The organism is Sporosarcina sp. P32b, assembly GCF_002743335.1.
Taxonomy (GTDB): domain Bacteria; phylum Bacillota; class Bacilli; order Bacillales_A; family Planococcaceae; genus Sporosarcina.
Window position 1 is genome coordinate 219,858 of sequence record NZ_PDZB01000001.1, and the last position, 22,571, is coordinate 242,428.

Genomic DNA, 22,571 nt, shown 5'->3' on the forward strand with positions numbered 1-22,571 from the left:
TGAATTGCCATGTCAGTGCGTGCTAATCGTGTAGCCGAGCAAATGAAGAAAGAGTTGGGCGATATTATCGGCCAAAAACTAAAAGATCCGCGTATCGGATTTGTGACGGTGACTGGTGTAGATGTAACTGGAGATTTACAACAAGCGAAAGTCTTTATTTCTGTTCTAGGGACAGATAAAGAAAAGGAAGATTCTTTACTTGGCCTCTCTAAAGCAAAAGGTTTCATCCGATCAGAAATTGGTCAGAGAATCCGCTTACGCAAAACACCTGAAATTGAATTCGAGATCGATGAATCAGTCGCTTACGGTAACCGGATTGAAAGCTTGATTCGCAAAGTAAATGACGAAACCGAACAATAAACACGAGGAGGAAGTTCATAGTCGCTTAGGCGGCATGACTTCCTCCCTTCTTACATAGAGCAAGTTTTTTGAATGAATTGAGGAAGAAGGGGTAAGATGAACGGTATTCTGCCTTTGTGGAAAGAAAAAGGTATGACGTCGCATGACTGTGTCTTTAAACTACGAAAGATATTACGGACAAAAAAAGTGGGACATACAGGTACCTTGGATCCTGAAGTAGAAGGTGTCTTGCCTATCTGTATAGGAAGAGCCACAAAAGTCGCTTCTTATATTACAGATGCAGGTAAAGAGTATATCGCCACAGTTTCTATAGGGCGCTCCACGGAAACCGAAGATGCGCAAGGTGTGACTGTAACGAGTGATTTGACACACAAAGAATTCACGAGGAACCAAATTGAAGAGGTATTACAGCAACTAACAGGGGAAATCACACAAATTCCACCTATGTATTCGGCGGTAAAAGTAAACGGCAGACGTCTCTATGAATATGCGCGAAAAGGCATCGAAGTAGAACGGCCGGTACGTAAAGTACAGATCGATCAAATTGATTTATTGAATGAAGATCAATTTTTTAGTGGTGAAGAAATAACATTTTCTATTAGAGTGCGATGTGGTAAGGGAACGTATATCCGGACGTTAGCTGTACAAATTGGCGAACTTCTCGGATATCCAGCACATATGGATTCGTTAGTCCGAACTGTTTCCGGGAATTTTGATGAATCACATTGTAAAACTCTCGCAGAAGTGGCACAAGTGATGGAACTAGATCAAGTGCAGACGATCTTGCGTCCGATCGAAGAAGTATTGACTGAATTTCCGCAACTTGAAATCGAAGAGTCTTCATTGGAATCTATACAGAATGGTCAAGTGCTTCCCGCGGTACCGCTTCTAACTGATCATCCGTCCATCATGATGATGTTCGAAGGTCGTGTGTTGGCAATCTATCAAAATCATCCAACAAAACCTGGGTTAATGAAACCCGAAAAAATGTTGCTAGCTAGTGAGTGAGGAGAGATAGAAATGGAAATCTATAGATTACGATATCCCGATTCGGTAAACATTCGACAATATCATGCATCTTCTTTAGCTATTGGATTTTTTGACGGTGTACATAAAGGACATCAAGAAGTCATTCGCAATGCGAAAAAAATCGCAAATGATTTATCGGTAGAGACAGCTGTCATGACATTCGATCCCCATCCATCACAGCTATTTTCAGGAAAAAACGTTGGATATATTACACCGATTGAAGAGAAAGTCAGAGTGCTCGAATCACTTGGTGTGGATACGTTATTCATTGTCAGTTTTGATTGGGAACTGGCTAGTCTTTCACCGCAAAGATTTATCGATATCTTTATCAAAGAGCTTGAGGTCAAACATGTTACTGCTGGCTTTGATTTTACGTTTGGCTCGAAAGGTTCTGGGACGATGAAAGATATGCAAGAGCTTTCGGAGGGTAAGTATGGAACAACTGTCATTTCTAAAGTGACCTTCGATCAAGAGAACAAAGTATCGTCGACGGAAATTCGGCGACTGTTATCTAACGGTGATGTAGAAGCAGCAGCAGTACTTCTCGGTCGTCCATTCCGTACATTGGGTGAAGTGATACATGGAGAGAAACGGGGCCGTCAGCTAGGTTTCCCTACAGCTAATATCCAAACTGCTGAGGAACATATAGTTCCTGCCAATGGTGTATATGCCGTACGTTGCCTGATCGGAGATACTTGGTACCGAGGTGTCTGCAATATGGGTGTGAAGCCAACATTCCATGATCCAGAACACCGGATTCCTACAGCTGAGGTGCATCTGCTGGACGTGAATATGGATCTCTACGGACAGAAAATGGCGATTGAATGGTTGTATCGTATACGTTCTGAACAAAAATTCGATTCACTTGATGCATTAAAAACACAAATTGCTAAAGACAAGCAAACAGCAAAGGACTTATTAAACGACTAGTTGGTTGTTGCAACTGACATAATGCCGTGATATGATACAATAGTGTTCAATACACGAACCTCTTCTTGGCAACACGAGTCACCAACGTTTGCTCGGGAGACGGGGATACTTTTATTTAGGAGGTGAAAAGGATGGCTATTACACAAGAGCGCAAAGCTGAATTGATCAACGAATTCAAGACTCATGAAAATGATACTGGATCTGCTGATGTTCAGATTGCTATCCTTACTGAAGAGATCAATAACCTGAACGGCCACTTACGTACTCACAAGAAAGATCACCACTCACGTCGTGGTTTGTACAAAATGGTTGGTACACGTCGTCGTCTATTGAGATATCTTCGTGAAACTAACGTTCAACGTTACCGTGATCTTATTGCATCACTTGGCTTACGCCGTTAATAAGACTGAGAAGCGGGCTTTGCCCGCTTTTTTCTATGGAATTAAGATGAAATATTTCGCATACATGTATCACTTTTGATACACTATTACTAATTACATACTAGATGTATACAGTTTTACAATAGAGAGGAGTTCTACAATGTCAGAACAGAAAAAAGTTTATACACTCGATTGGGCTGGACGTACGCTTACAATCGAAGCCGGCCAACTTGCAAAGCAAGCTAACGGTGCGGTGCTCGTTCGATATGGCGAAACAACAGTACTTTCCACGGTGACAGCTTCCAAGAAACCAAAACCTCTAGACTTCTTCCCACTTACAGTGAATTATGAAGAACGCATGTACTCGGTTGGTAAAATTCCTGGAGGATTTATCAAGCGTGAAGGACGTCCTTCAGAAAATGCAGTGCTGACTAGCCGGTTGATTGACCGTCCAATCAGACCTTTATTCCCTGATGGCTTCCGTAACGATGTACAAGTAATTTCACTTGTTATGTCAGTAGATCAAGACTGTTCATCTGAGATTTCAGCAATGATCGGTTCATCTTTGGCTTTATCCATCTCGGATATTCCATTTGATGGTCCAATTGCAGGCGTTCAAGTAGGTCGTATCGATGGAGAATTCATCGTCAACCCTACACCGAGTCAGCTTGAAACTTCAGAAATTGATTTAGTCGTTGCAGGAACAAAAGATGCAATCAACATGGTAGAAGCAGGAGCTAAAGAAGTTTCTGAAGAGATCATGTTAGAAGCGATTATGTTTGGTCACGATCAAATTAAAAAATTAGTCGAATTCCAAGAGAAAATTATAGCTGAAATTGGCAAACCGAAGTTTGAAATAGAATTATTCGAGCTGGATGCAGACATCAGCAAAGAAGTTAAAGATCGTTGTGAAAATGAACTAATGGCAGCAATCCAGACTGAAGAAAAGCATGCACGTGAAGAAGCGATCAACGAAGTGAAAGCTTCGGTTCTTGAGCATTACACAGAAGCTGAAGCTGACGATGCTACAATTAAGCAAGTAAAAGCTGTTCTAGAGCAAATGGTGAAAGATGAAGTACGTCGTCTAATTACAGTCGACAAAGTTCGTCCAGATGGCCGTGGTCTTGACGAAATTCGTCCACTATCATCTGAAACAGGACTTCTACCTCGCTCCCATGGTTCTGCATTATTCACACGTGGACAAACGCAAGTGCTAAGTGTATGTACACTAGGTGCGCTTGGTGAAAATCAAATCATTGATGGTTTAGGTTCAGATGAGTCTAAGCGCTTCATGCATCATTATAACTTCCCGAACTTCAGTGTTGGTGAAACAGGCCCAATTCGTGGTCCAGGCCGTCGTGAAATTGGTCATGGTGCATTAGGAGAGCGGGCATTACAGCCTATGCTTCCGAATGAAGTGGAATTCCCATACACAATGCGTCTAGTTGCAGAAGTATTGGAGTCTAATGGTTCTTCTTCACAAGCATCAATCTGTGCCTCTACAATGGCTATGATGGACGCTGGTGTACCACTTAAAGCTCCAGTAGCAGGAATTGCTATGGGATTGATCAAAAAAGATGAAGATTATTCTATTCTGTCAGATATTCAAGGAATGGAAGATCACTTAGGCGATATGGACTTTAAAGTAGCAGGTACTAATAATGGTATTACTGCCCTTCAAATGGATATCAAAATCGACGGATTATCTCGTCAGATATTAGAAGAATCTCTTGCACAAGCAAAAATTGGTCGTATCAAAATTCTAGATCATATGTTGACTACAATTTCTTCAACACGTGAAGAATTATCTGAGTACGCTCCGAAGATTATCGTCATCCATATTAAACCGGACAAGATTCGTGATGTAATTGGACCTGGTGGAAAAGTAATTAATAAAATTATCGAAGAAACTCAAGTGAAAATCGATACAGAGCAAGACGGAACGATATATATCGCGTCACCAAACTCTGAAATGAATGAAAAAGCCAAGAAAATGATTGAAAATATCGTACGTGAAGCAAAAGTAGGCGAGTACTACTTGGCAAAGGTTAAGCGTATTGAGAAGTTTGGCGCATTCTTGGAAATCTTCCCTGGCAAAGATGGCTTGCTTCATATTTCTGAAATTCAGGAAGCACGTACCAAAGAAGTGGAAGATGTATTAAAATTAGATGATGAGCTATTTGTAAAAGTAATTGAAATCGACAGACAAGGTCGGGTAAATCTTTCACGAAAAGTAGTCATTCTAGAAGAAAAAGAAAAAGAGCAAAAACAAGAACCAAAACAAGAACAAGAACAAGCTAGCAAAGAGTAATCAATACGTTAAAAAAGCCTCTTCCTGCACAAGTTGCGGCGAAGAAGGCTTTTTGTACTTTATATAAGGAGTGAAGTCTATGATTCAAAAATATAATTGTTCAAATGGTGTACGTATTATCCATGAAAAGATGCCGCATTTACAGTCCGTAGCGATTGGTATCTGGGTTCATGCAGGTTCAGCTAATGAAACAAAAGAGCAAGAGGGTATCGCTCACTTTATTGAACACATGCTGTTTAAGGGAACAGATACACGAAGTGCTCGAATGATTGCTGAACAATTCGATCAGATTGGAGGCGATTTGAATGCCTTTACTTCTAAAGAAATGACCTGTTATTACACTACTGTTTTAAGTCATCATGCCTCATACGCATTGACAGTTTTATCCGATATGTTTTTCCATTCCCAGTTCAAAGAAGAAGAGATGGAAAAAGAGAAATCTGTCATACTGGATGAAATATCTTCTGTTGAAGACATGCCGGATGAAGATGTAGATGAAAGGTTATGGGCTGGAATGTTCCCGGAAGATGCAATTGGAAAACCAGTAGGAGGACGAATTGAAACAATCAAGTCATTTACGAAAGAAATGGTCGAGGAATTCATGGTAAAACACTACCGTCCGGAAAACTTGGTAATTTCGATTGCAGGAAACTATGATGAACGTTTGATCAAGCTGATAGAAGCAAACTTCGGAAGCTATCAAGGTAAAGAACAATCCTCTGTTTCGATACTAGATGAAAGTGTACCGAACTTTACGGCACAACAAATCATCAAAGCAAAAGATATTGAACAAGCCCATGTATGCTTTGGTTATCCTTCCTTGCCTTCAACGCACGATAAGATTTACGAGTTAAGTTTATTTGATAGTATCCTTGGCGGAACGATGTCTTCTAGGTTGTTTCAGGAAGTTCGAGAAAACCGCGGATTAGCCTATTCGGTCTACACGTATTATGCTGCATATGAAAACGCTGGATCCTTTGTAATATATTGTGGCACCTCTCCTGAAAACTTTCAAGAGACGTATCGTACAATCGACCAGGTCATCGCAGAAGTACTTCATGACGGTCTAACAGATAAAGAATTACGCAATGCTAAAGAACAACTTAAAGGCAGTTTTGTGCTTGGTTTGGAAGGCTCTGAATCGCGGATGTACAGAAACGGCCGTAATGAATTAGTGCTTGGTAAACACCAAACCATTGATGAAGTGGTCGAACACATTGAAAATGTAGAAAAACGAAGTGTTTATCGACTTGGACAGCAAATGTTGGCAAGTGATCGAGCGATATCGATAATCGCGCCTAAATCAAATATTCAACAATTAAAAAAACTGCAGAACTAGTCGACTTCCCACCTCCCATACATATGATGAAAGAGATCTTATATGAGGGAGGACTTCCATGCGATTATCAGAACTAGCACAAAAAGAGCTGATTCAAGTAGAAGAGGGCATGAGGTATGGCTTCTTGGCAGAAACTGATTTGCTGTTCGACCGCAAATCAGGAGCAATCATTGGATTTGAAATTCGGAAAAAGTTAGGGAAAACACTTTTTCGGCAAAAAGACCAGGATATTATTGAATATATTCCATGGCATGAAATTGTGCTGGTCGGGGAAGACAGAATTCTATTTGGCAAAACACATGAACTAAACAGAAAGGAAGTGGAAGGGTATGACTAAGTGGCTTGTAGTAGGGACTGATCAACGTTTGCGGATTGCCAATGAGCTTTTAGTAGAATTAGGGATTGATAGTAAATATATAAATTCTGATACGTTTAATGATCAGTTGAAGCAAACCCTGATTGATACAAAGCCAGATCATCTTCTACTTCCTTTGTTGTTAATGGAACAAAGCATACCCGTCGACTATTTGAAAGAAGGCTCTTCTGTCTATTCCGGTAATTCTTCAGCGGAATGGAGACAAGAGCTTGCGAATAAAGGTATTTCGCATACGAATTATTTGGAAAATGAACACTTTATTTGGAGAAATGCTCAATTAACTGCAGAGGCGTTCGTTCATGTTTTTTATGAACAAACCAAACGACAGATTGCGGGTAAGCATTTTTACATCGCAGGATTTGGCAGAGTAGGAAAAGCACTTGCCCATATATTAAAACAACTACAGGCTACTGTCACAATAGCTGCGCGTGCTGATGAGCAACTAGCGGAAGCGGGGATCTTAGGATATAACACACTGCAGCTCAATGAAACGACACAATTCACACGTGGCTACTTACTGAACACTATTCCTGCACCGTGGCTCGATTTAAATCAAAGTGGTGCTGTTCATGTTTTTGATGTTTCTTCAGCACCCGGGTGCCTAAAGCATGCCGATTCCTCTGAATACTATACGATACACCTCAAATTGCCCGGGAAGCACTTTCCCGAGGATGCGGCAGCTGTATTGGTTGACGCGATTTTGAGAATAAGTATAGATGAAAGGGGAACTAAATGCTCAAAGGAAAACGAATCGGATTAGGCATCACTGCTTCGCACTGCACATATGACCAATTGCTTCCGATGATCGCTTCGTTGCAAAAGGAAGGAGCGATTGTCGTTCCAATCATTACACATTCAGTTCTTCATGCTGCAACGCGTTTTGGTACAGGTGAAGAGTGGATTAAACGAATAGAAGAGGCGACTGGCGAGAAGGTAGTGTCAAGTATTGTCGAAGCCGAACCATTTGGTCCATCCAATCCACTAGACTGCATGGTAATTTCACCGCTCACAGGTAACTCCATGAGTAGGTTCGCTAATGCCGCTACTGACTCACCTGTTTTGATGGCAGCCAAAGCCACATTGCGTAATGGTAAACCAGTAGTACTTGGTATATCTACAAATGACGCATTAGGGCTTAATGGAATGAATCTCATGAAGTTATTGAATATGAAACATGTCTTTTTTATTCCGTTTGGTCAAGACGATTGCATAAAAAAGCCGAACTCTTTAATATCGGATTTCTCATTACTACCCGCTACTGTTGCATCCGCAATAGAAAGCAAGCAATTGCAGCCATTACTAATCATTCATAATAATGCATGAAAATAGATTTTTAAATTCTGCAAAATATGTTATAATTCGTTCAATAACAATTAACGAGACAAGGACATAACCATCTGTCCTTAATATTGCTTGTTAATAATTGAAAGGAAGATATAGATGAAGAATGTTAATGTTGCAATTGTCGGCGCGACCGGAGCTGTAGGAACAAAAATACTTGAGAAATTGGTGGAACGTAATTTCCCTGCCACTTCCATTAAGCTACTTGCATCTAAACGTTCTGCGGGCAACGAAATCAAAGCGGGTGGAAAAACGTACATTGTACAAGAAACAACACCGGAAGCTTTTGAAGGTATCGACATTGCATTCTTTAGTGCAGGTGGGAATATCTCTGAGAAGTTTGCACAAGATGCAGTGAAGAGCGGAGCGGTTGTAATTGATAACACAAGTGCATTCCGAATGGACCCTAACACACCACTCGTTGTTCCGGAAGTAAATCCACAAGAGTTGAAAAATCATTCAGGTATCATTGCGAATCCAAACTGTTCTACAATTCAGATGGTAGCAGCATTGAAGCCTATTAAAGATCAATATGGACTTAACAAGCTAATCGTATCTACTTACCAGGCAGTCTCAGGTGCTGGTGTGGAAGCGATTGAAGAACTAGCAGAACAAAGCAAGCAATTCACGGATCGTAGTGAAATTGAGGCAGGAGTATTACCATCCGCTTCTGCAAAGCGTCATTATCCGATTGCATTCAACGCGATCCCACAGATTGATTCATTTGATGAATCGGGCTATACATTGGAAGAACTGAAAATGATCAATGAAACGAAGAAAATATTCGGCGATCAAAACATGGCAGTAGCAGCCACTTGTGTCAGATTACCGGTTGTATCCGGACATTCAGAATCCGTCTATATTGAAATTGATCAAGATAACGTTACGGTTAAAGATATCCAGTCATTGATGGAGAATGCCCCAGGAATTGTCTTGCAGGATGATCCCGCTTCACAACTATATCCAATGCCGCTTTATGCAGAAGATAAAGATGAAGTATTTGTAGGAAGAATTCGTAAAGACTTGGATAACCCAAAAGGATTCCATCTCTGGATTGTCTCCGATAATTTATTAAAAGGTGCTGCATTAAACTCTGTGCAAATCGCAGAGGCTCTTATTAAATAAATTTTGTAGGTAGATTTATGAATGATAACGTAAAGGAATGATCTATGTGCAACTTGGAAATGTAGGGACAGCAATGGTCACCCCTTTTTCTCCTGACGGCACGATTGATTACGTTCAAACAGCGATCTTACTTGAGCATTTAATCGCAAATGGGACAGATTCTGTCATCGTCAGTGGTACGACTGGTGAATCACCAACGCTTACCATTACGGAGAAGAAGGAATTACTGGACTTTGTAATAAAGGTTGTGAATAAGCGTATTCCGGTGATAGCAGGTACGGGGACAAACAATACTACCGAATCTATAGAGCTGACTAAGGCCGCTGAGCTATCAGGGGCTGACGGAATTATGCTGGTGACACCTTACTATAATAAGCCAGACCAAAAAGGAATGTATGCACACTTTTCTAAAATTGCTAATGTTACGGCATTGCCTGTATTGCTATATAATATTCCAAGTCGTTCCATCGTCAACTTGCTTCCGGAGACGGTTATTGCATTATCGAAAATAGATAATATTAAAGCAGTCAAAGAAGCAAGTGGAAATTTGGAGCAGATGGCAGAAATCATTGAAGGAACTGCTGAAGATTTTGAAGTATACAGTGGAGACGACGGGCTGACTTTGCCATTGCTTGCAATTGGCGGAAGAGGAATTATTTCAGTTTCTGCACACGTGGTAGGCAATGAAATGCAAAAAATGATTCAAGCGTTCCAAAACGGCAATATAAAAGAAGCTGCTGACCTCCATCGTTCATTATTACCGATATTCAAAGCGTTATTCTCAAAGCCGAATCCTGTGCCTGTGAAATACGCGCTAGGAAAAGCAGGTGTACCAACGGGTGGCGTTCGTTTACCACTTATAGAAATGGACGAAAGTGAAGCCGCGATAATCGATGAAGTGCTTGAAAAATTTGAAAAAAGAACACGGATTCTGTAATAAACAAAAGCCGGACGACCATTCCGGCTTTTTTTGTTTGTACTGAACGCCTACTATCTCGTATAATGGTGTTTAGTCGTTGTGGGCGGGAATAGAATATAGGAGGAAACAATGTGACGAAAATACAAAATGAATTAATTAGAGTGATTCCACTGGGTGGAGTAGGGGAAATTGGAAAGTCTATGTATGTCGTTGAAGTCGACGATGAACTATTTGTTATGGATTCAGGATTAATGTTCCCAGAAACGGAAATGCTAGGTATTGACTTTGTAATACCTGATATGACGTATCTGGAAGAAAATAAAGATCGGATCAAAGGAATCTTCTTAACTCACGGTCATGAAGATGCAATAGGATCTATCGCTTATTTATTGCAGAAAGTACAAGCTCCTGTCTACGGTACAAAGTTGACATTAGCGTTAGCGAAAGAACATTTGAAGAAAATGCCGGCACCATCTAATGTCCGCTTCTTTGAAGTGACAAGCAAAAGCCGGATGAACTTCAAGCGCACGCATGTGACATTCTTTTACACGACGCACAGTATTCCGGATTCTCTAGGAATTGTCTTCCATACAAGTGAAGGTGCCATCGTTAATACAGGAGAGTTTAAATTTGACCAAGCAGCGAAAGGCAAATATCGCCCTGATTTTGCGAAAATGGCTACTCTTGGTGAAGAGGGTGTCTTTATCTTGATGTCCGATTCTACAGAAGCAGAACGTCCGGGGTATACGACGTCTGAATCTGTAATCGAAAAACGTCTATTCAAAACATTCCATGAAGCGCAAGGAAGAATTCTAGTAGCTTTGTATGCATCAAACTTCATTCGAATTCAGCAAGTACTAGACCAGGCAGCTGCAAAGAAAAAGAAAGTTGCGGTTGTTGGTAAAAGTTTGGAGAGCTACTTTGAAGTTGGGTTAAAACTAGGCTATTTACAAGTGGAAGAAGATGTAGTCATTCCAGTAAAAGACATGGAGCGCTATGATGATCAGGATATCGTGATTATTGTAACGGGTAACCAAGGTGAGCCACTGGAAGCGTTAGAGAAAATCGTCCGTAAACATCATAGAGAAATTAATATCAAAAGTTCAGATACAGTATTGATTACATTTACGCCATCACCTGTTATGGAAACTTCCATGTACAAAATGATGAATGAGCTAGCAAAGGCTGGAGCGACTGTACTGACGTCCACACGAAATGTACACGTTTCCGGTCACGGTTCTGCTGAAGATTTAAAAATGATGTTAAACTTAATGCAACCTAAATACTTTATTCCGATTCAAGGGGAATATCGTATGCTGATTGCACATTCTAAGCTCGCTCAAGAAATTGGTCTCCCTAAAAACCGAATCTTCATTGCGGATAAAGGTGATATTGTTGAATTTAAGAATGAAAAGCTTCGTATGGCAGGCAGAGTACAGGCTGGTAATGTTTTGATCGATGGTATTGGTGTAGGCGATGTAGGAAACATCGTGTTGCGTGATCGCAAGTTGTTATCGCAAGACGGAATCTTTACAGTCGTTGTAACGTTGAACAGAAAGCAAAAACGTATTGCTGCAGGACCGGAAGTCGTCTCTAGAGGCTTCGTCTATGTGCGCGAATCAGAGGAATTATTTGAAGAAGCGACAAAACTGATCACTAAAATTGTCGAGAAGTATGTGAATAAAGAAACGTTTGAATGGACAAACATTAAACAAGAGATCCGTGAGACATTGAGTTCGTATTTATATCAGCAAACAAAACGTCGCCCAATGATTATCCCAATCATCATGGAATACTGATCCATACTGTTTGTTGACGAATTAAAGAACAACTGGATTTCCATGCCTTTACGGCTGGAAATCTTTTTTTCAGAAAGGGGGTTAGCAAATGGCGAAGAAACGTGCTAAAAAGAGAGCGCCAGCCAAGAAAAGACAACAGAAAAAACAGCAAAGTCAAATGCAACCGCTCTGGTTTGAAATTTTAGGTGTCGTCTTAATTGGTATCGCAATAATCATGATCTTTGAATTTGGTATTATTGGCCAGGGTTTATCGGCTTTTTCTCGATTTTTATTAGGTAACTGGTATGTTGCATTGCCATTTTTGATTATTGTGCAAGCGTTGATTTTCATGATCAAAAGACAAATTGGCGGCTATAAGCACCGAATCGTCATCGGTTGTTTATTCATTTTAAGTAGTATGCTGTTGTTCAGTCATGTTCATTTATTTCAGACATTGTACGAAAGTAAAGTTCTGATGTCCAATTCTGCACTTAAGGAGACATGGAAAGTTCTGATCACTAATGATGGCATACATGACCAAACAGGGACGCTGGGTGGCGGTATGCTGGGCGCTGTACTGTTCGCAATGTTTTACTCATTAGTAGATTCATCAGGCGCTACAGTGGCTGGTGTGCTGTTACTGCTCATTGGTATCATCTTGCTGACAGGAAAGGCCTTGATTCCGTTTCTAGTAGAGCAAACACCGATCTTTGTGAATGATATAAAGAAGAAGTGGGCAGCGAGGGAAAAGAAATCAGTTAAGTCACCTGAAGAAAAACGTAAAGAAAGTGCGCGAAGCAATAGAAAGAATAAGCCTAAGCCGGTAACGACACTTGAAACGGAAGTAGTACAAGAATATCCGGAACCGGCAAGTGAACCGATTATCTCTAGCTTCACGGCGAAAATCGAACAGGCTGCACAACCAGAGATGGTACAACAAAAGCAGTCGAAAGTTAAAGAGGACGCAACTCTTGATCCTAAAGACCCTGCGGTTGATTATCCAGTAATGGGTGGAGAACAAGAAAACGAATCGTATATTTTACCATCCGTCAATCTTTTGGAACCACCTGTAGCAAGTGATCAGTCTGGAGAATATGATTTAATCCAAGCGAACGCCAAAAAACTAGAGAAAACGTTCCTAAGCTTTGGAGTCAAGGCACGCGTAACACAAGTCCATTTAGGACCAGCCGTCACTAAATATGAAATCCTGCCTGATACGGGTGTGAAAGTAAGCCGCATTGTTAGTCTAGCGGACGATATTGCCTTGGCATTGGCAGCCAGTGGTATTCGTATTGAAGCGCCAATCCCTGGTAAATCAGCAGTGGGAATCGAAGTACCGAACACTGCAGTAGCAATGGTAAGTTTACGTGAAGTGCTCGAATCTAAGGAGAATAGTCCTCCAGAGTCCAAGTTACTAGTAGGTTTAGGACGTGATGTAACGGGACAAGCCATGATGACGGAACTCAATAAAATGCCTCACGTATTAATTGCAGGTGCTACAGGTAGCGGTAAAAGTGTTTGTGTCAACGGCATCATTATGAGTATTATCATGCGGGCGAAGCCACATGAAGTAAAAATGATGATGATCGATCCCAAAATGGTAGAGTTGAACGTTTTCAATGGCATTCCACATTTGTTGGCGCCTGTTGTCACGGACCCGAGAAAAGCAGCGCAAGCATTGCAACGTGTTGTGTCCGAGATGGAACGTAGATATGAGTTATTCTCCCATACCGGCACGCGAAATATCGAAGGGTATAATAACCATATTGAACAATGGAATGAAGATCACGATGAGAAACATCCGCGCATGCCATATATAGTTGTCATAGTAGACGAGCTGGCAGACTTAATGATGGTGGCGTCAAGTGACGTAGAAGATTCCATCACACGTCTCGCACAGATGGCAAGAGCAGCGGGAATTCATTTAATCATCGCTACTCAGCGTCCAAGTGTTGATGTGATCACGGGTATCATCAAGGCTAATATCCCTTCCCGAATTGCATTTGCTGTATCTTCAGCGATCGACTCGCGGACTATTTTGGACGGTGGCGGTGCGGAGAAGTTACTAGGGCGAGGAGATATGTTATTCCTGCCAGCTGGCGCTTCAAAACCTACGCGTATTCAAGGCGCATTTGTCTCAGATGAAGAGGTAGAAGCGGTAGTGAACTTCGTGATCGAACAGCAAAAAGCTCAATATCAAGAAGAAATGATTCCGACTGAAGTAGAAGTGGTAGCGCCACATGAAGAAACCGATGATTTATATGATGAAGCGGTACAGATGGTAGTCGATATGCAAACTGCTTCTGTTTCAATGATTCAGCGTCGTTTCCGAGTTGGTTATGCAAGAGCTGCACGTATAGTGGATCAAATGGAAGCGCGGGGAGTCGTTGGACCGCCTGAGGGCAGTAAGCCAAGACACGTACTACTTACTAAGTCAGAGCTGGAAATGTAAGGATTCGTTCGTCTTTATTTTGATAAGTCAAAGTTATTCGTGATTTTGGCTAGATATTTCCTTCTACCTAAGTAAATGTTATAGTGAAGGTAGAAGGAAATTATCATTCCAGGCTATTGAAATAGAATGTGACATTCAATATTTGGCGGAACGGAAAGCGCTATCATACAATGCAGTACAACCACTGGTATAATGAATAACATAACGTGTAATGTAACAAAATTTCTTAGTAAGCTATTAAGAATGATTATTTTTTGAACGATTATTTAGGTAAATAGTAGTGTTGATCGGGGTATAAGACGTATAGCGTCCTGACATAATACCAAAAATAGCCAGGGGAGGTCATTATTGATGAAAAAAAGAAAGTTTGGTCTAGCAATGTCTTTAGTGTTAGCCGCAGGTACGATGTTAGCAGCATGTGGCTCTGACGATAAGGGCAAAAACGACGAGGGTGAAAAGCCAGCAGCAGGGGGGAGCGGTGAGAAAAGCGAATTCTCAATCGCTATGGTAACTGACGTTGGAGGAATTGATGATAAATCATTCAACCAATCCGCATGGAAAGGCGTTAAAGAATTCGGGGAAGATCAAGGATGGGAAAAGGGAACTGGCGGATACGATTATCTTCAGTCAACTGGTCCAGAAGATTATACAACTAATCTAAACAACTTGGCTCGTCGTGATTTCAACTTAATTTACGGAGTAGGTTTCTTGATGGAAGATGCAATTGAAGATATTGCAGCGCAACAAAAAGATACTCAATTCTCTATTATTGATGGTGAAGTAGATGCTCCAAACGTAGCTAGCATCCTCTTTAAAGAACAAGAAGGCGGATACTTAGCTGGAGTAGCAGCTGGATTAATGACAAAATCAGATAAGATTGGTTTCATTGGCGGTATGGACAACCCTGTAATCGAACGCTTCGAAGCTGGATTCCTTGAAGGCGTTAAAGCAGTTAAGCCTGAAATCAAAGTAGATTCAAAATATGTAGGTGCGTTTGATAAAGCGGAACTTGGTAAAGCTGAGGCAGGCCGTATGTACTCTTCAGGCGTAGATATTATCTTCCACGCTGCAGGCGGAACAGGTAACGGTATTTTCTCAGAAGCAAAAGAGCGTAAGCAAGCAGATAAAGATGCATACGTTTGGGTAATTGGTGTAGACTCCGACCAGTATGAAGAAGGTAAAGTTGGAGATGACAACATTACTCTAACATCTATGTTGAAGCGTGTTGACGTAGCAGTTAAAGACATTGCTGATCTTTCAATGGCTGGAAACTTCCCTGGTGGGGAAACAAAAGTATATGGCCTTCAAGATGATGGTTTAGGTCTAGCTGATTCACGTGGCGCAATTCCACAAGATGTATTGGATCAAATTGATGAACATGCACAAAAAATTGCAAATGGTGAAATTGAAGTACCTGAGTTTGTAGAAAAGAAGAAATAAGGTCATTAAACAGATGGAGGCCGGTTTGATATCCGGCCTTCATTTCATTAGGTTAATAAAATAAAGGTTCCTTGGTGTTTGTTCTGGAACTTTTATTTTATTAATTTTTAAGATTAATAATAAAATATACTAAATAGTATCGGCAGGCTACTTATTAAGAAATAGTAAAGCTTTCAACTTTTCATATAGAGGCTTAATCACGTATTATTGAAGATAAGAGTTGGGCTGCTTAAAGTTATTGAATTCAATTATGGGCAAGGAAGTGATTGGGATGGATTATGTAATTGAGATGCTAGATGTTTCAAAAAAATTCGGAAATTTCTATGCGAATGATCATATTACATTACAACTGGAGAAAGGCGAGATTCATGCATTGTTAGGTGAAAACGGTGCTGGTAAATCTACCTTAATGAACGTATTATTTGGTTTGTATCAACCGGATGGTGGCGAAATTCGTGTCCATGGTGAAAAGGTAGCAATCACTGATCCGAACGTAGCAAATGATCTAGGAATTGGGATGGTGCATCAGCACTTTATGTTGGTGGAGAATTTAACGGTTACCGAGAATATTATTTTAGGTAGTGAGCCAACTAAATCAGGCATTATCAACATTAAGGATTCCGCGAAAAAAGTTGCTGAAATTTCAAAAATGTATGGACTGGATGTAGATCCGTACGCCAAAATAGAAGATATTTCTGTAGGTATGCAACAACGTGTCGAAATTCTGAAGACGCTTTATCGTGGGGCAGATATCCTAATATTTGATGAGCCAACCGCATCATTAACTCCTCAGGAAATTGATGAACTGTTGAATATTATGAAAAAACTCGTTGCAGAAGGAAAATCAATCATCTTGATCACCCATAAATTAGCAGAAATTATGAACGTCTCAGACAAAGTAACTGTCATCCGCAAAGGTAAAGGAATCGGTACTGTTATCACATCGGAAACAAATCCCGAAGAGTTGGCGACGTTGATGGTAGGACGTCAAGTAACATTTAAAACGGAAAAAGGCCCATCTTATCCGACTGAAGAAGTTTTAAAGATAGAAAATCTACAAGTGAATGACTACCGAGGTGTTGCTAAATTAAAAGGCCTTAACCTCTCTGTCAGACGTGGTGAAATAGTGGGGATTGCCGGCATAGATGGTAACGGTCAATCCGAATTAATCGAAGCAATCACTGGCTTGACTAAAGTGAAGAGCGGTAAGATCTTCATCAATAATGAAGATGTTACAAATAAAAAACCACGAAAAATTACTGAAACCGGGATTGGACATATTCCGCAAGACCGCCACAAGCATGGACTTATATTAGATTTTTCAGTGGCGTATAATACCGCGTTGCAATCGTATTATCATGAACCATTATCTAAAGGTGGAATCATGAATTATAAAGTGATCAATGAAAAAGCGGGAGAATTAATTAAAGAATATGATGTTAGAACACAAGGTACACACGAATTAGCGAGAGCGTTATCCGGAGGGAATCAGCAAAAGCTGATCATCGGACGAGAAATTATGAGAAATCCTGATTTACTGATTGCCGCATTACCTACACGTGGTTTGGACGTTGGGGCAATTGAGTTTATTCATCGCCGTCTGATTGAACAACGTGACAGTGGCAAGGCAGTTTTACTCATTACGTTTGAATTGGATGAAGTCATGAATGTGTCAGATAAAATCGCGGTTATTTATGATGGAACTATTGTAGGTACGGTAATTCCTCAAGAAACAACAGAACAAGCACTAGGGTTAATGATGGCAGGCCATTCAAAAGATGTTGCTGAGAAAAAAGTACTAGCTGCTGAGAAGGATGGTGATGAACATCATGTCGAATAGAATGATCAATATACTAGTCCCGGTGATTTCAATTCTTTTAGGACTCTTGGTAGGCGCGGTCGTGATGTTGATCAGTGACTATAATCCAATCACAGGCTATATAGCATTATGGAATGGTATTTTTGGTGATTCTTATGCAATCGGTGAAACCATTCGTCAAATCAGTCCATACTTACTTGCAGGTCTTGCAGTAGCATTCGCATTTAGATCTGGACTTTTCAATATTGGTGTAGAAGGACAATTGATCGTTGGTTGGTTTGCTGCCGCTTACGTAGGGATGGCATTCGACCTTCCGAAAATCATTCACTTACCTTTCGCGCTCATAGCAGCTGCAGTGGCAGGGGCACTATGGGGACTTGTACCGGGTATTTTAAAAGCAACATTGAAAGTTCACGAAGTTATTGTCACCATTATGATGAACTATATTGCCTTACACGTAGTAAACGCATTAATTAAAACACTATCTGGTGGTGGATTTAAATTAGAGCGTATCCATGAATCGGCCTCGCTTCGATCAGAGTTTTTATCTAATTTAACGGACTACTCCACATTGCACTACGGAATTTTCGTAGCATTAGCAATGGTGGTTGTCATGTGGTTCATATTAGAGAAAACGAAGACTGGCTATGAATTGAAGTCTGTTGGATATAATGATCATGCAGCTCGCTATGCAGGGATGAGCGCTAATAAGAATATTGTTCTTGCTATGGTCATTTCTGGTGCGTTCGCTGGACTTGGAGGTGCGATGGAGGCACTTGGTACATTTGGCAACATGTCTTCCATGGGCGGCTTTACAGGGATCGGTTTTGATGGAATTGCCGTAGCCTTGCTTGGAGCGAATACGCCACTTGGTGTGATCTTCGGTGCAACGTTATTTGGCTCATTGAAATATGGAGCGAATAACATGCCGAATGAGGCGGGAATTCCGGTAGAAATCGTTTCAATTATTATAGCGTTGGTTATTTTCTTTGTTGCCTGTGGATATATCATCCGTGTAGGACTCATACGTTTGCGTAATAAGAAGGAGGCGAAGTGACATGTTAGATGTATTATATTTCATCATACCCATAACAATTGCTTCTGCAGCTCCTCTTATTTTTACAGCAATTGGCGGTGTGTTCTCTGAACGATCCGGAGTCATCAATATCGGATTGGAAGGCCTTATGATTATGGGGGCATTCATTGGTATTTTGTTCAACCTATTTTTCGCGGATACCTTTGGTGCATGGACACCTTGGATTGCGTTAATTGTAGCAATGCTCGTTTCGGCTTTGTTTGCAACACTTCATGCTATAGCGTCTATCTCGTTCCGAGCCGATCAAGTAGTTTCAGGTGTTGCAATTAACATGTTAGGACTAGCTATTGCATTATTCTCAGTAAAAATGATTTTTGGTAAAGGTCAAACCGATTTCATTCAACAAAAAATCCCAAGATTCAACGTACCGTTTTTGGAAGATATTCCAATTATCGGCCCTATGTTTTTTAAATTAGTTTATGGCTCTTCTATTATGGCGATCGCCGTTGCGTTCATCGCATGGTTTGTTATTTATAAGACGCCATTTGGTCTACGTCTTCGCTCGGTGGGAGAACATCCGATGGCGGCAGATACGATGGGAATCAAAGTAACAAGAATCCGCTATATTGCAGTTCTGATTTCTGGTGGACTAGCCGGTATTGGTGGAGCAGTTTATTCTCAGACTATCACGAATGATTTTGGACATGCGACAATTAATGGGCAAGGATTCATGGCCCTAGCAGCGATGATCTTTGGGAAATGGCACCCACTGGGAGCTATGGGAGCTGCGTTATTCTTCGGATTTGCGCAGGCGCTAGCAATTAGTTCTTCTAGTATTAAGTTCCTAGCAGATATTCCAGCAGTGTATTTCCATATATTCCCTTACGTTTTAACTATACTGGCTCTAGCTGGATTCCTTGGAAAAGCGAAAGCACCAAAAGCACTTGGTAAACCTTACATTAAAGGAAATAGATAAAAGTGATAAAAGCTATCTGGAGACACATACTCTTCAGGTAGCTTTTCTAGTTTTGTTAGAACTTTTAAGATTAACTAATACTAAATTGTCGCTTCTAAGTGGAAAGTAAAGACAAAGACGGCCTATATTTTTAAGTCCTTCAGTGCCTATCGCGGTTAAACGGCGCTCTCAGCACTAGAAACATCCAGCTTCGAGCGCCAACCTCTCGGGTCACTTCGGCCTTAAAGATAAAGGCAAAGAAAAACACCGCCTTTATTTTTAAGTCCTTCAGTGCCTGTCGAGGCTAAACGGCGCTCTCAGCACTAGAAAGAGTTGTATCATTTTCCAAATGGCGGGCTTAAATGTATAGTGAGACTAGGAATACATATAATAAGGTAAACGAGGTGTTTGTATGTTCAATAAAACAAAATTACAAGATGGCGTACATTTGTATATACGTAAAACGGAACAGTTCAAAACAGTTAACGTGACAATTAAGTGGAAAGCACCATTGGATCAGAAGAAAGCTTCTGAACGTACGGTATTGGCAAATGTGATGGAGGATTCAACGAAGCAGTATCCAACATTAAGTTCAATGCGCAAAGCACTTGACGAGTTATACGGCACAGTATTATTTACGGACGTTTCGAAAAGAAGCTCACAACATATGGTTTCACTTTATACGGAATGTGTAAACGATGAATTTTTTGCAGGCGAAGATATCTTTAAACAGTTATGGCAATTAATCCGTTCTGTAGTATTTGATCCAAATGTAACGAACAATGCATTTGATCCAGATGTAACAGAAAGGGAAAAACGTAATGTTCGTGATCGGATTCGATCTATTTATGACGACAAAACACGTTTCGCTCAGAAGCGCATGCTTGAAATCATGAGACCTGATCATCCGGCGTCGATCTCGGCTTATGGCACAGAAGCTGCGGTGTCTGAAATTACTAATGAAAGTCTCTATGCTACATACGAAGATATGATCAATAATGATTTGATTGATATTTATGTAGTGGGGGATGTAGACGAAAAGGAAATCATTGAGCAAATTAAACAGTTTCTACCGTTTGCAGCAAGAGACGCAGCGAAACAAAATGAATTACCAGATGTAAAAGTGTCAGATTCTGTGAATACGGTTAGAGAAAAACAGGACATGAAACAAGGTAAACTTCATCTTGGATTCCATACACCCGTATCATTCCATCATCCCGATTACCATAAGATGCAAATAACAAATGGTGTTTTTGGTGGATTTGCTCACAGTAAACTTTTCATGAATGTAAGAGAAAAGGAAAGTATGGCGTACTATGCAAATAGTGCATTTGCTTCGCATTACGGTATTGTCTATGTCACAGCAGGTATTGATGCGGATTTAGAAGAGAAAGCCGTCAAACTAATTCTGGAGCAACTGACAGCTTTACAAAATGGCGAGAGTACAGAAGTCGAGTTAAGTCAGACGATTGCACTTCTTGAAAATAGCATTTTAAGTGCAAACGATTCAGCCCGAAGTCAGATTGAGATTTATGATCAATATAAAGAGTTAGACGAGAACTTCACTGCTGAGCGATTAATCGAGAAGTGGGAATCGGTCACATTGAATGATATAAAAGATATGGCGAATACAATTCAATTACAAATTGTGTATTTGTTGTCAGGTAAGGAGGATGTTTCCAAATGAAAGAAGTAAATTTTGATCAACTACAAGAGAAAATTTATACTGAAACACTAGATAATGGCTTGAAAGTTGTCATTTTACCAAAACGTGGATTTTCTAAAACATTTGTCACATTTACAACGAAATATGGTTCTATTGATCGTACGTTCAAACCGCATGGCAAAGATGAATTCATCACAGTGCCTGATGGTATTGCCCATTTTCTTGAGCATAAAATGTTTGAAAAAGAAGATGGAGATGTTTTTCAGAAGTTTAGTTTAAATGGTGCTTCTGCAAATGCTTATACAACATTTGGTAGAACGGCCTATCTATTTTCCGCAACCAATAAACTAAAAGAAAATACAAAAGTATTACTCGACTTCGTTCAACAACCATATTTCACGAAGCAAACTGTCGATAAGGAAAAAGGTATCATTGCCCAGGAAATTACCATGTATGATGACCAGCCGGATTGGAGACTATATTTCGGTACAATTGAAAATCTCTATGAAAACCACCCAGTGAAAATCGACATTGCGGGTACTGTTGAGTCTATCCAGGACATTACAGCTGAACACTTATATACATGTTATGAGACGTTCTATCATCCGTCTAATATGTTGCTGTTTATCGTAGGAGCAGTGAATCCGGAGGAAATGATGGCGTTTGTTAAAGAAGATCAAGCACAGAAATCATTCGATAAACCTGAAGCAATCGAACGCCAATTCCCGTCCGAATCAAAAGAGGTGGATGTGCCCGAACGTACATTGACGATGGATGTTTCGAAACCGAAATTGAATATTGGTATGAAGTGTACCGAGACAAATCTACAGGGCCAAGAAATGCTTGAAACGGAATTGTCGGCAAACCTCGTATTAGATAGTCTATTTGGTCGCACGTCTGCATTTTATGAAAAAGCGAACGCGGAAGGTTTAGTTGATGAATCATTTTCATATGAATTCTCCATGGAAGAAGGCTATGGTTTTGCCATGGTTGGTTCTGATACAGATGAGCCCGAGCGCTTGGAAAAATTAATTCGTCATACAATTAAAGATGCAAAAACAAATTGGCCAGTACAAGACGAAGACTTGGACAGAATGCGTAGAAAGAAAATTGGTCAATTTATGCGTTCATTGAATTCCATTGAATTTATTGCTAATCAATATACAAGATATGAATTTAACGAAATGAATTTATTCGATGTCGTACCGACTTTGGAAAACTTATCGATGGATAAATTAAAACAAGCATTTGCCACGTTTTCTGATGACGACAGTTATACAATCTTCAAAGTCATGCCACCAAAAGCACAATGAGT

At 40.4% G+C, this 22,571-nt stretch carries 19 protein-coding genes; all 19 read left to right on the top strand.

Annotated elements, in window-relative coordinates:
• Positions 1-9 precede the first annotated feature (9 nt).
• The 19 genes from rbfA to yfmH all read left to right on the top strand — a co-directional run bounded on the left by rbfA (position 10) and on the right by yfmH (position 22,569).
• The gene (gene rbfA, locus CSV64_RS01085; RefSeq protein ID WP_099633203.1) at positions 10-360 is read left to right on the top strand and encodes a 30S ribosome-binding factor RbfA; all 351 of its coding nucleotides are present in this window, start codon (positions 10-12) and stop codon (positions 358-360) included.
• Positions 361-456: 96 nt separating this feature from the next.
• Complete coding sequence (gene truB / locus CSV64_RS01090) at positions 457-1,368, top strand: tRNA pseudouridine(55) synthase TruB (protein WP_099633204.1); 912 nt, start codon at positions 457-459, stop codon at positions 1,366-1,368.
• A 12-nt stretch (positions 1,369-1,380) separates the two neighbouring features.
• The gene (gene ribF, locus CSV64_RS01095) at positions 1,381-2,319 is read left to right on the top strand and encodes a riboflavin biosynthesis protein RibF (protein ID WP_099633205.1); all 939 of its coding nucleotides are present in this window, start codon (positions 1,381-1,383) and stop codon (positions 2,317-2,319) included.
• Positions 2,320-2,450: 131 nt separating this feature from the next.
• A complete protein-coding gene (rpsO, locus tag CSV64_RS01100; protein WP_029053162.1) occupies positions 2,451-2,720 on the top strand; it encodes a 30S ribosomal protein S15 in 270 nt (89 codons plus the stop codon).
• A gap of 139 nt (positions 2,721-2,859) precedes the next feature.
• The gene (gene pnp, locus CSV64_RS01105; RefSeq protein WP_099633206.1) at positions 2,860-5,010 is read left to right on the top strand and encodes a polyribonucleotide nucleotidyltransferase; all 2,151 of its coding nucleotides are present in this window, start codon (positions 2,860-2,862) and stop codon (positions 5,008-5,010) included.
• A 79-nt stretch (positions 5,011-5,089) separates the two neighbouring features.
• Positions 5,090-6,349 (top strand): M16 family metallopeptidase, encoded by a 1,260-nt coding sequence (locus tag CSV64_RS01110; protein ID WP_099633207.1) that lies wholly within the window; start codon positions 5,090-5,092, stop codon positions 6,347-6,349.
• Positions 6,350-6,407: 58 nt separating this feature from the next.
• A complete protein-coding gene (locus CSV64_RS01115; RefSeq protein ID WP_099633208.1) occupies positions 6,408-6,686 on the top strand; it encodes a YlmC/YmxH family sporulation protein in 279 nt (92 codons plus the stop codon).
• Positions 6,679-7,485, top strand: coding sequence for a hypothetical protein (locus tag CSV64_RS01120; RefSeq protein WP_099633209.1), 807 nt, complete (start codon positions 6,679-6,681; stop codon positions 7,483-7,485). Before CSV64_RS01115 ends, CSV64_RS01120 begins: the two co-directional genes overlap by 8 nt.
• Entirely contained in the window at positions 7,458-8,048 is a 591-nt protein-coding gene (locus CSV64_RS01125; protein WP_099633210.1) for a dipicolinate synthase subunit B, read from the top strand. The genes CSV64_RS01120 and CSV64_RS01125 overlap by 28 nt, the downstream gene beginning before the upstream one ends.
• A 117-nt stretch (positions 8,049-8,165) precedes the next feature.
• A complete protein-coding gene (gene asd / locus CSV64_RS01130; RefSeq protein WP_099633211.1) occupies positions 8,166-9,191 on the top strand; it encodes an aspartate-semialdehyde dehydrogenase in 1,026 nt (341 codons plus the stop codon).
• A gap of 46 nt (positions 9,192-9,237) precedes the next feature.
• The gene (dapA, locus tag CSV64_RS01135; protein WP_369823472.1) at positions 9,238-10,128 is read left to right on the top strand and encodes a 4-hydroxy-tetrahydrodipicolinate synthase; all 891 of its coding nucleotides are present in this window, start codon (positions 9,238-9,240) and stop codon (positions 10,126-10,128) included.
• Between the two features lie 113 nt (positions 10,129-10,241).
• Positions 10,242-11,909 (top strand): ribonuclease J, encoded by a 1,668-nt coding sequence (locus CSV64_RS01140; RefSeq protein WP_099633213.1) that lies wholly within the window; start codon positions 10,242-10,244, stop codon positions 11,907-11,909.
• Positions 11,910-11,997: 88 nt separating this feature from the next.
• A complete protein-coding gene (locus CSV64_RS01145; protein WP_099633214.1) occupies positions 11,998-14,340 on the top strand; it encodes a DNA translocase FtsK in 2,343 nt (780 codons plus the stop codon).
• Between the two features lie 351 nt (positions 14,341-14,691).
• Complete coding sequence (locus CSV64_RS01150) at positions 14,692-15,780, top strand: BMP family lipoprotein (protein WP_099633215.1); 1,089 nt, start codon at positions 14,692-14,694, stop codon at positions 15,778-15,780.
• Positions 15,781-16,051: 271 nt separating this feature from the next.
• Entirely contained in the window at positions 16,052-17,620 is a 1,569-nt protein-coding gene (locus CSV64_RS01155; protein ID WP_099633216.1) for an ABC transporter ATP-binding protein, read from the top strand.
• Positions 17,610-18,656, top strand: coding sequence for an ABC transporter permease (locus CSV64_RS01160; protein ID WP_099633320.1), 1,047 nt, complete (start codon positions 17,610-17,612; stop codon positions 18,654-18,656). Before CSV64_RS01155 ends, CSV64_RS01160 begins: the two co-directional genes overlap by 11 nt.
• Before the next feature lies 1 nt (position 18,657).
• Positions 18,658-19,611, top strand: coding sequence for an ABC transporter permease (locus CSV64_RS01165; RefSeq protein WP_099633217.1), 954 nt, complete (start codon positions 18,658-18,660; stop codon positions 19,609-19,611).
• A gap of 391 nt (positions 19,612-20,002) precedes the next feature.
• Entirely contained in the window at positions 20,003-21,277 is a 1,275-nt protein-coding gene (yfmF, locus tag CSV64_RS01170; protein WP_099633218.1) for an EF-P 5-aminopentanol modification-associated protein YfmF, read from the top strand.
• Positions 21,274-22,569, top strand: coding sequence for an EF-P 5-aminopentanol modification-associated protein YfmH (gene yfmH / locus CSV64_RS01175; protein ID WP_099633219.1), 1,296 nt, complete (start codon positions 21,274-21,276; stop codon positions 22,567-22,569). The genes yfmF and yfmH overlap by 4 nt, the downstream gene beginning before the upstream one ends.
• Positions 22,570-22,571 lie beyond the last annotated feature (2 nt).

What these genes read in the sequence shown, in the direction of transcription:
- rbfA (WP_099633203.1), top strand. Translation starts at nt 10, where the DNA reads ATGTCAGTGCGTGCTAATCGTGTAGCCGAGCAAATGAAGAAAGAGTTG.
- truB (WP_099633204.1), top strand. Translation starts at nt 457, where the DNA reads ATGAACGGTATTCTGCCTTTGTGGAAAGAAAAAGGTATGACGTCGCAT.
- ribF (WP_099633205.1), top strand. Translation starts at nt 1,381, where the DNA reads ATGGAAATCTATAGATTACGATATCCCGATTCGGTAAACATTCGACAA.
- rpsO (WP_029053162.1), top strand. Translation starts at nt 2,451, where the DNA reads ATGGCTATTACACAAGAGCGCAAAGCTGAATTGATCAACGAATTCAAG.
- pnp (WP_099633206.1), top strand. Translation starts at nt 2,860, where the DNA reads ATGTCAGAACAGAAAAAAGTTTATACACTCGATTGGGCTGGACGTACG.
- CSV64_RS01110 (WP_099633207.1), top strand. Translation starts at nt 5,090, where the DNA reads ATGATTCAAAAATATAATTGTTCAAATGGTGTACGTATTATCCATGAA.
- CSV64_RS01115 (WP_099633208.1), top strand. Translation starts at nt 6,408, where the DNA reads ATGCGATTATCAGAACTAGCACAAAAAGAGCTGATTCAAGTAGAAGAG.
- CSV64_RS01120 (WP_099633209.1), top strand. Translation starts at nt 6,679, where the DNA reads ATGACTAAGTGGCTTGTAGTAGGGACTGATCAACGTTTGCGGATTGCC.
- CSV64_RS01125 (WP_099633210.1), top strand. Translation starts at nt 7,458, where the DNA reads ATGCTCAAAGGAAAACGAATCGGATTAGGCATCACTGCTTCGCACTGC.
- asd (WP_099633211.1), top strand. Translation starts at nt 8,166, where the DNA reads ATGAAGAATGTTAATGTTGCAATTGTCGGCGCGACCGGAGCTGTAGGA.
- CSV64_RS01145 (WP_099633214.1), top strand. Translation starts at nt 11,998, where the DNA reads ATGGCGAAGAAACGTGCTAAAAAGAGAGCGCCAGCCAAGAAAAGACAA.
- CSV64_RS01150 (WP_099633215.1), top strand. Translation starts at nt 14,692, where the DNA reads ATGAAAAAAAGAAAGTTTGGTCTAGCAATGTCTTTAGTGTTAGCCGCA.
- CSV64_RS01155 (WP_099633216.1), top strand. Translation starts at nt 16,052, where the DNA reads ATGGATTATGTAATTGAGATGCTAGATGTTTCAAAAAAATTCGGAAAT.
- CSV64_RS01160 (WP_099633320.1), top strand. Translation starts at nt 17,610, where the DNA reads ATGTCGAATAGAATGATCAATATACTAGTCCCGGTGATTTCAATTCTT.
- CSV64_RS01165 (WP_099633217.1), top strand. Translation starts at nt 18,658, where the DNA reads ATGTTAGATGTATTATATTTCATCATACCCATAACAATTGCTTCTGCA.
- yfmF (WP_099633218.1), top strand. Translation starts at nt 20,003, where the DNA reads ATGTTCAATAAAACAAAATTACAAGATGGCGTACATTTGTATATACGT.
- yfmH (WP_099633219.1), top strand. Translation starts at nt 21,274, where the DNA reads ATGAAAGAAGTAAATTTTGATCAACTACAAGAGAAAATTTATACTGAA.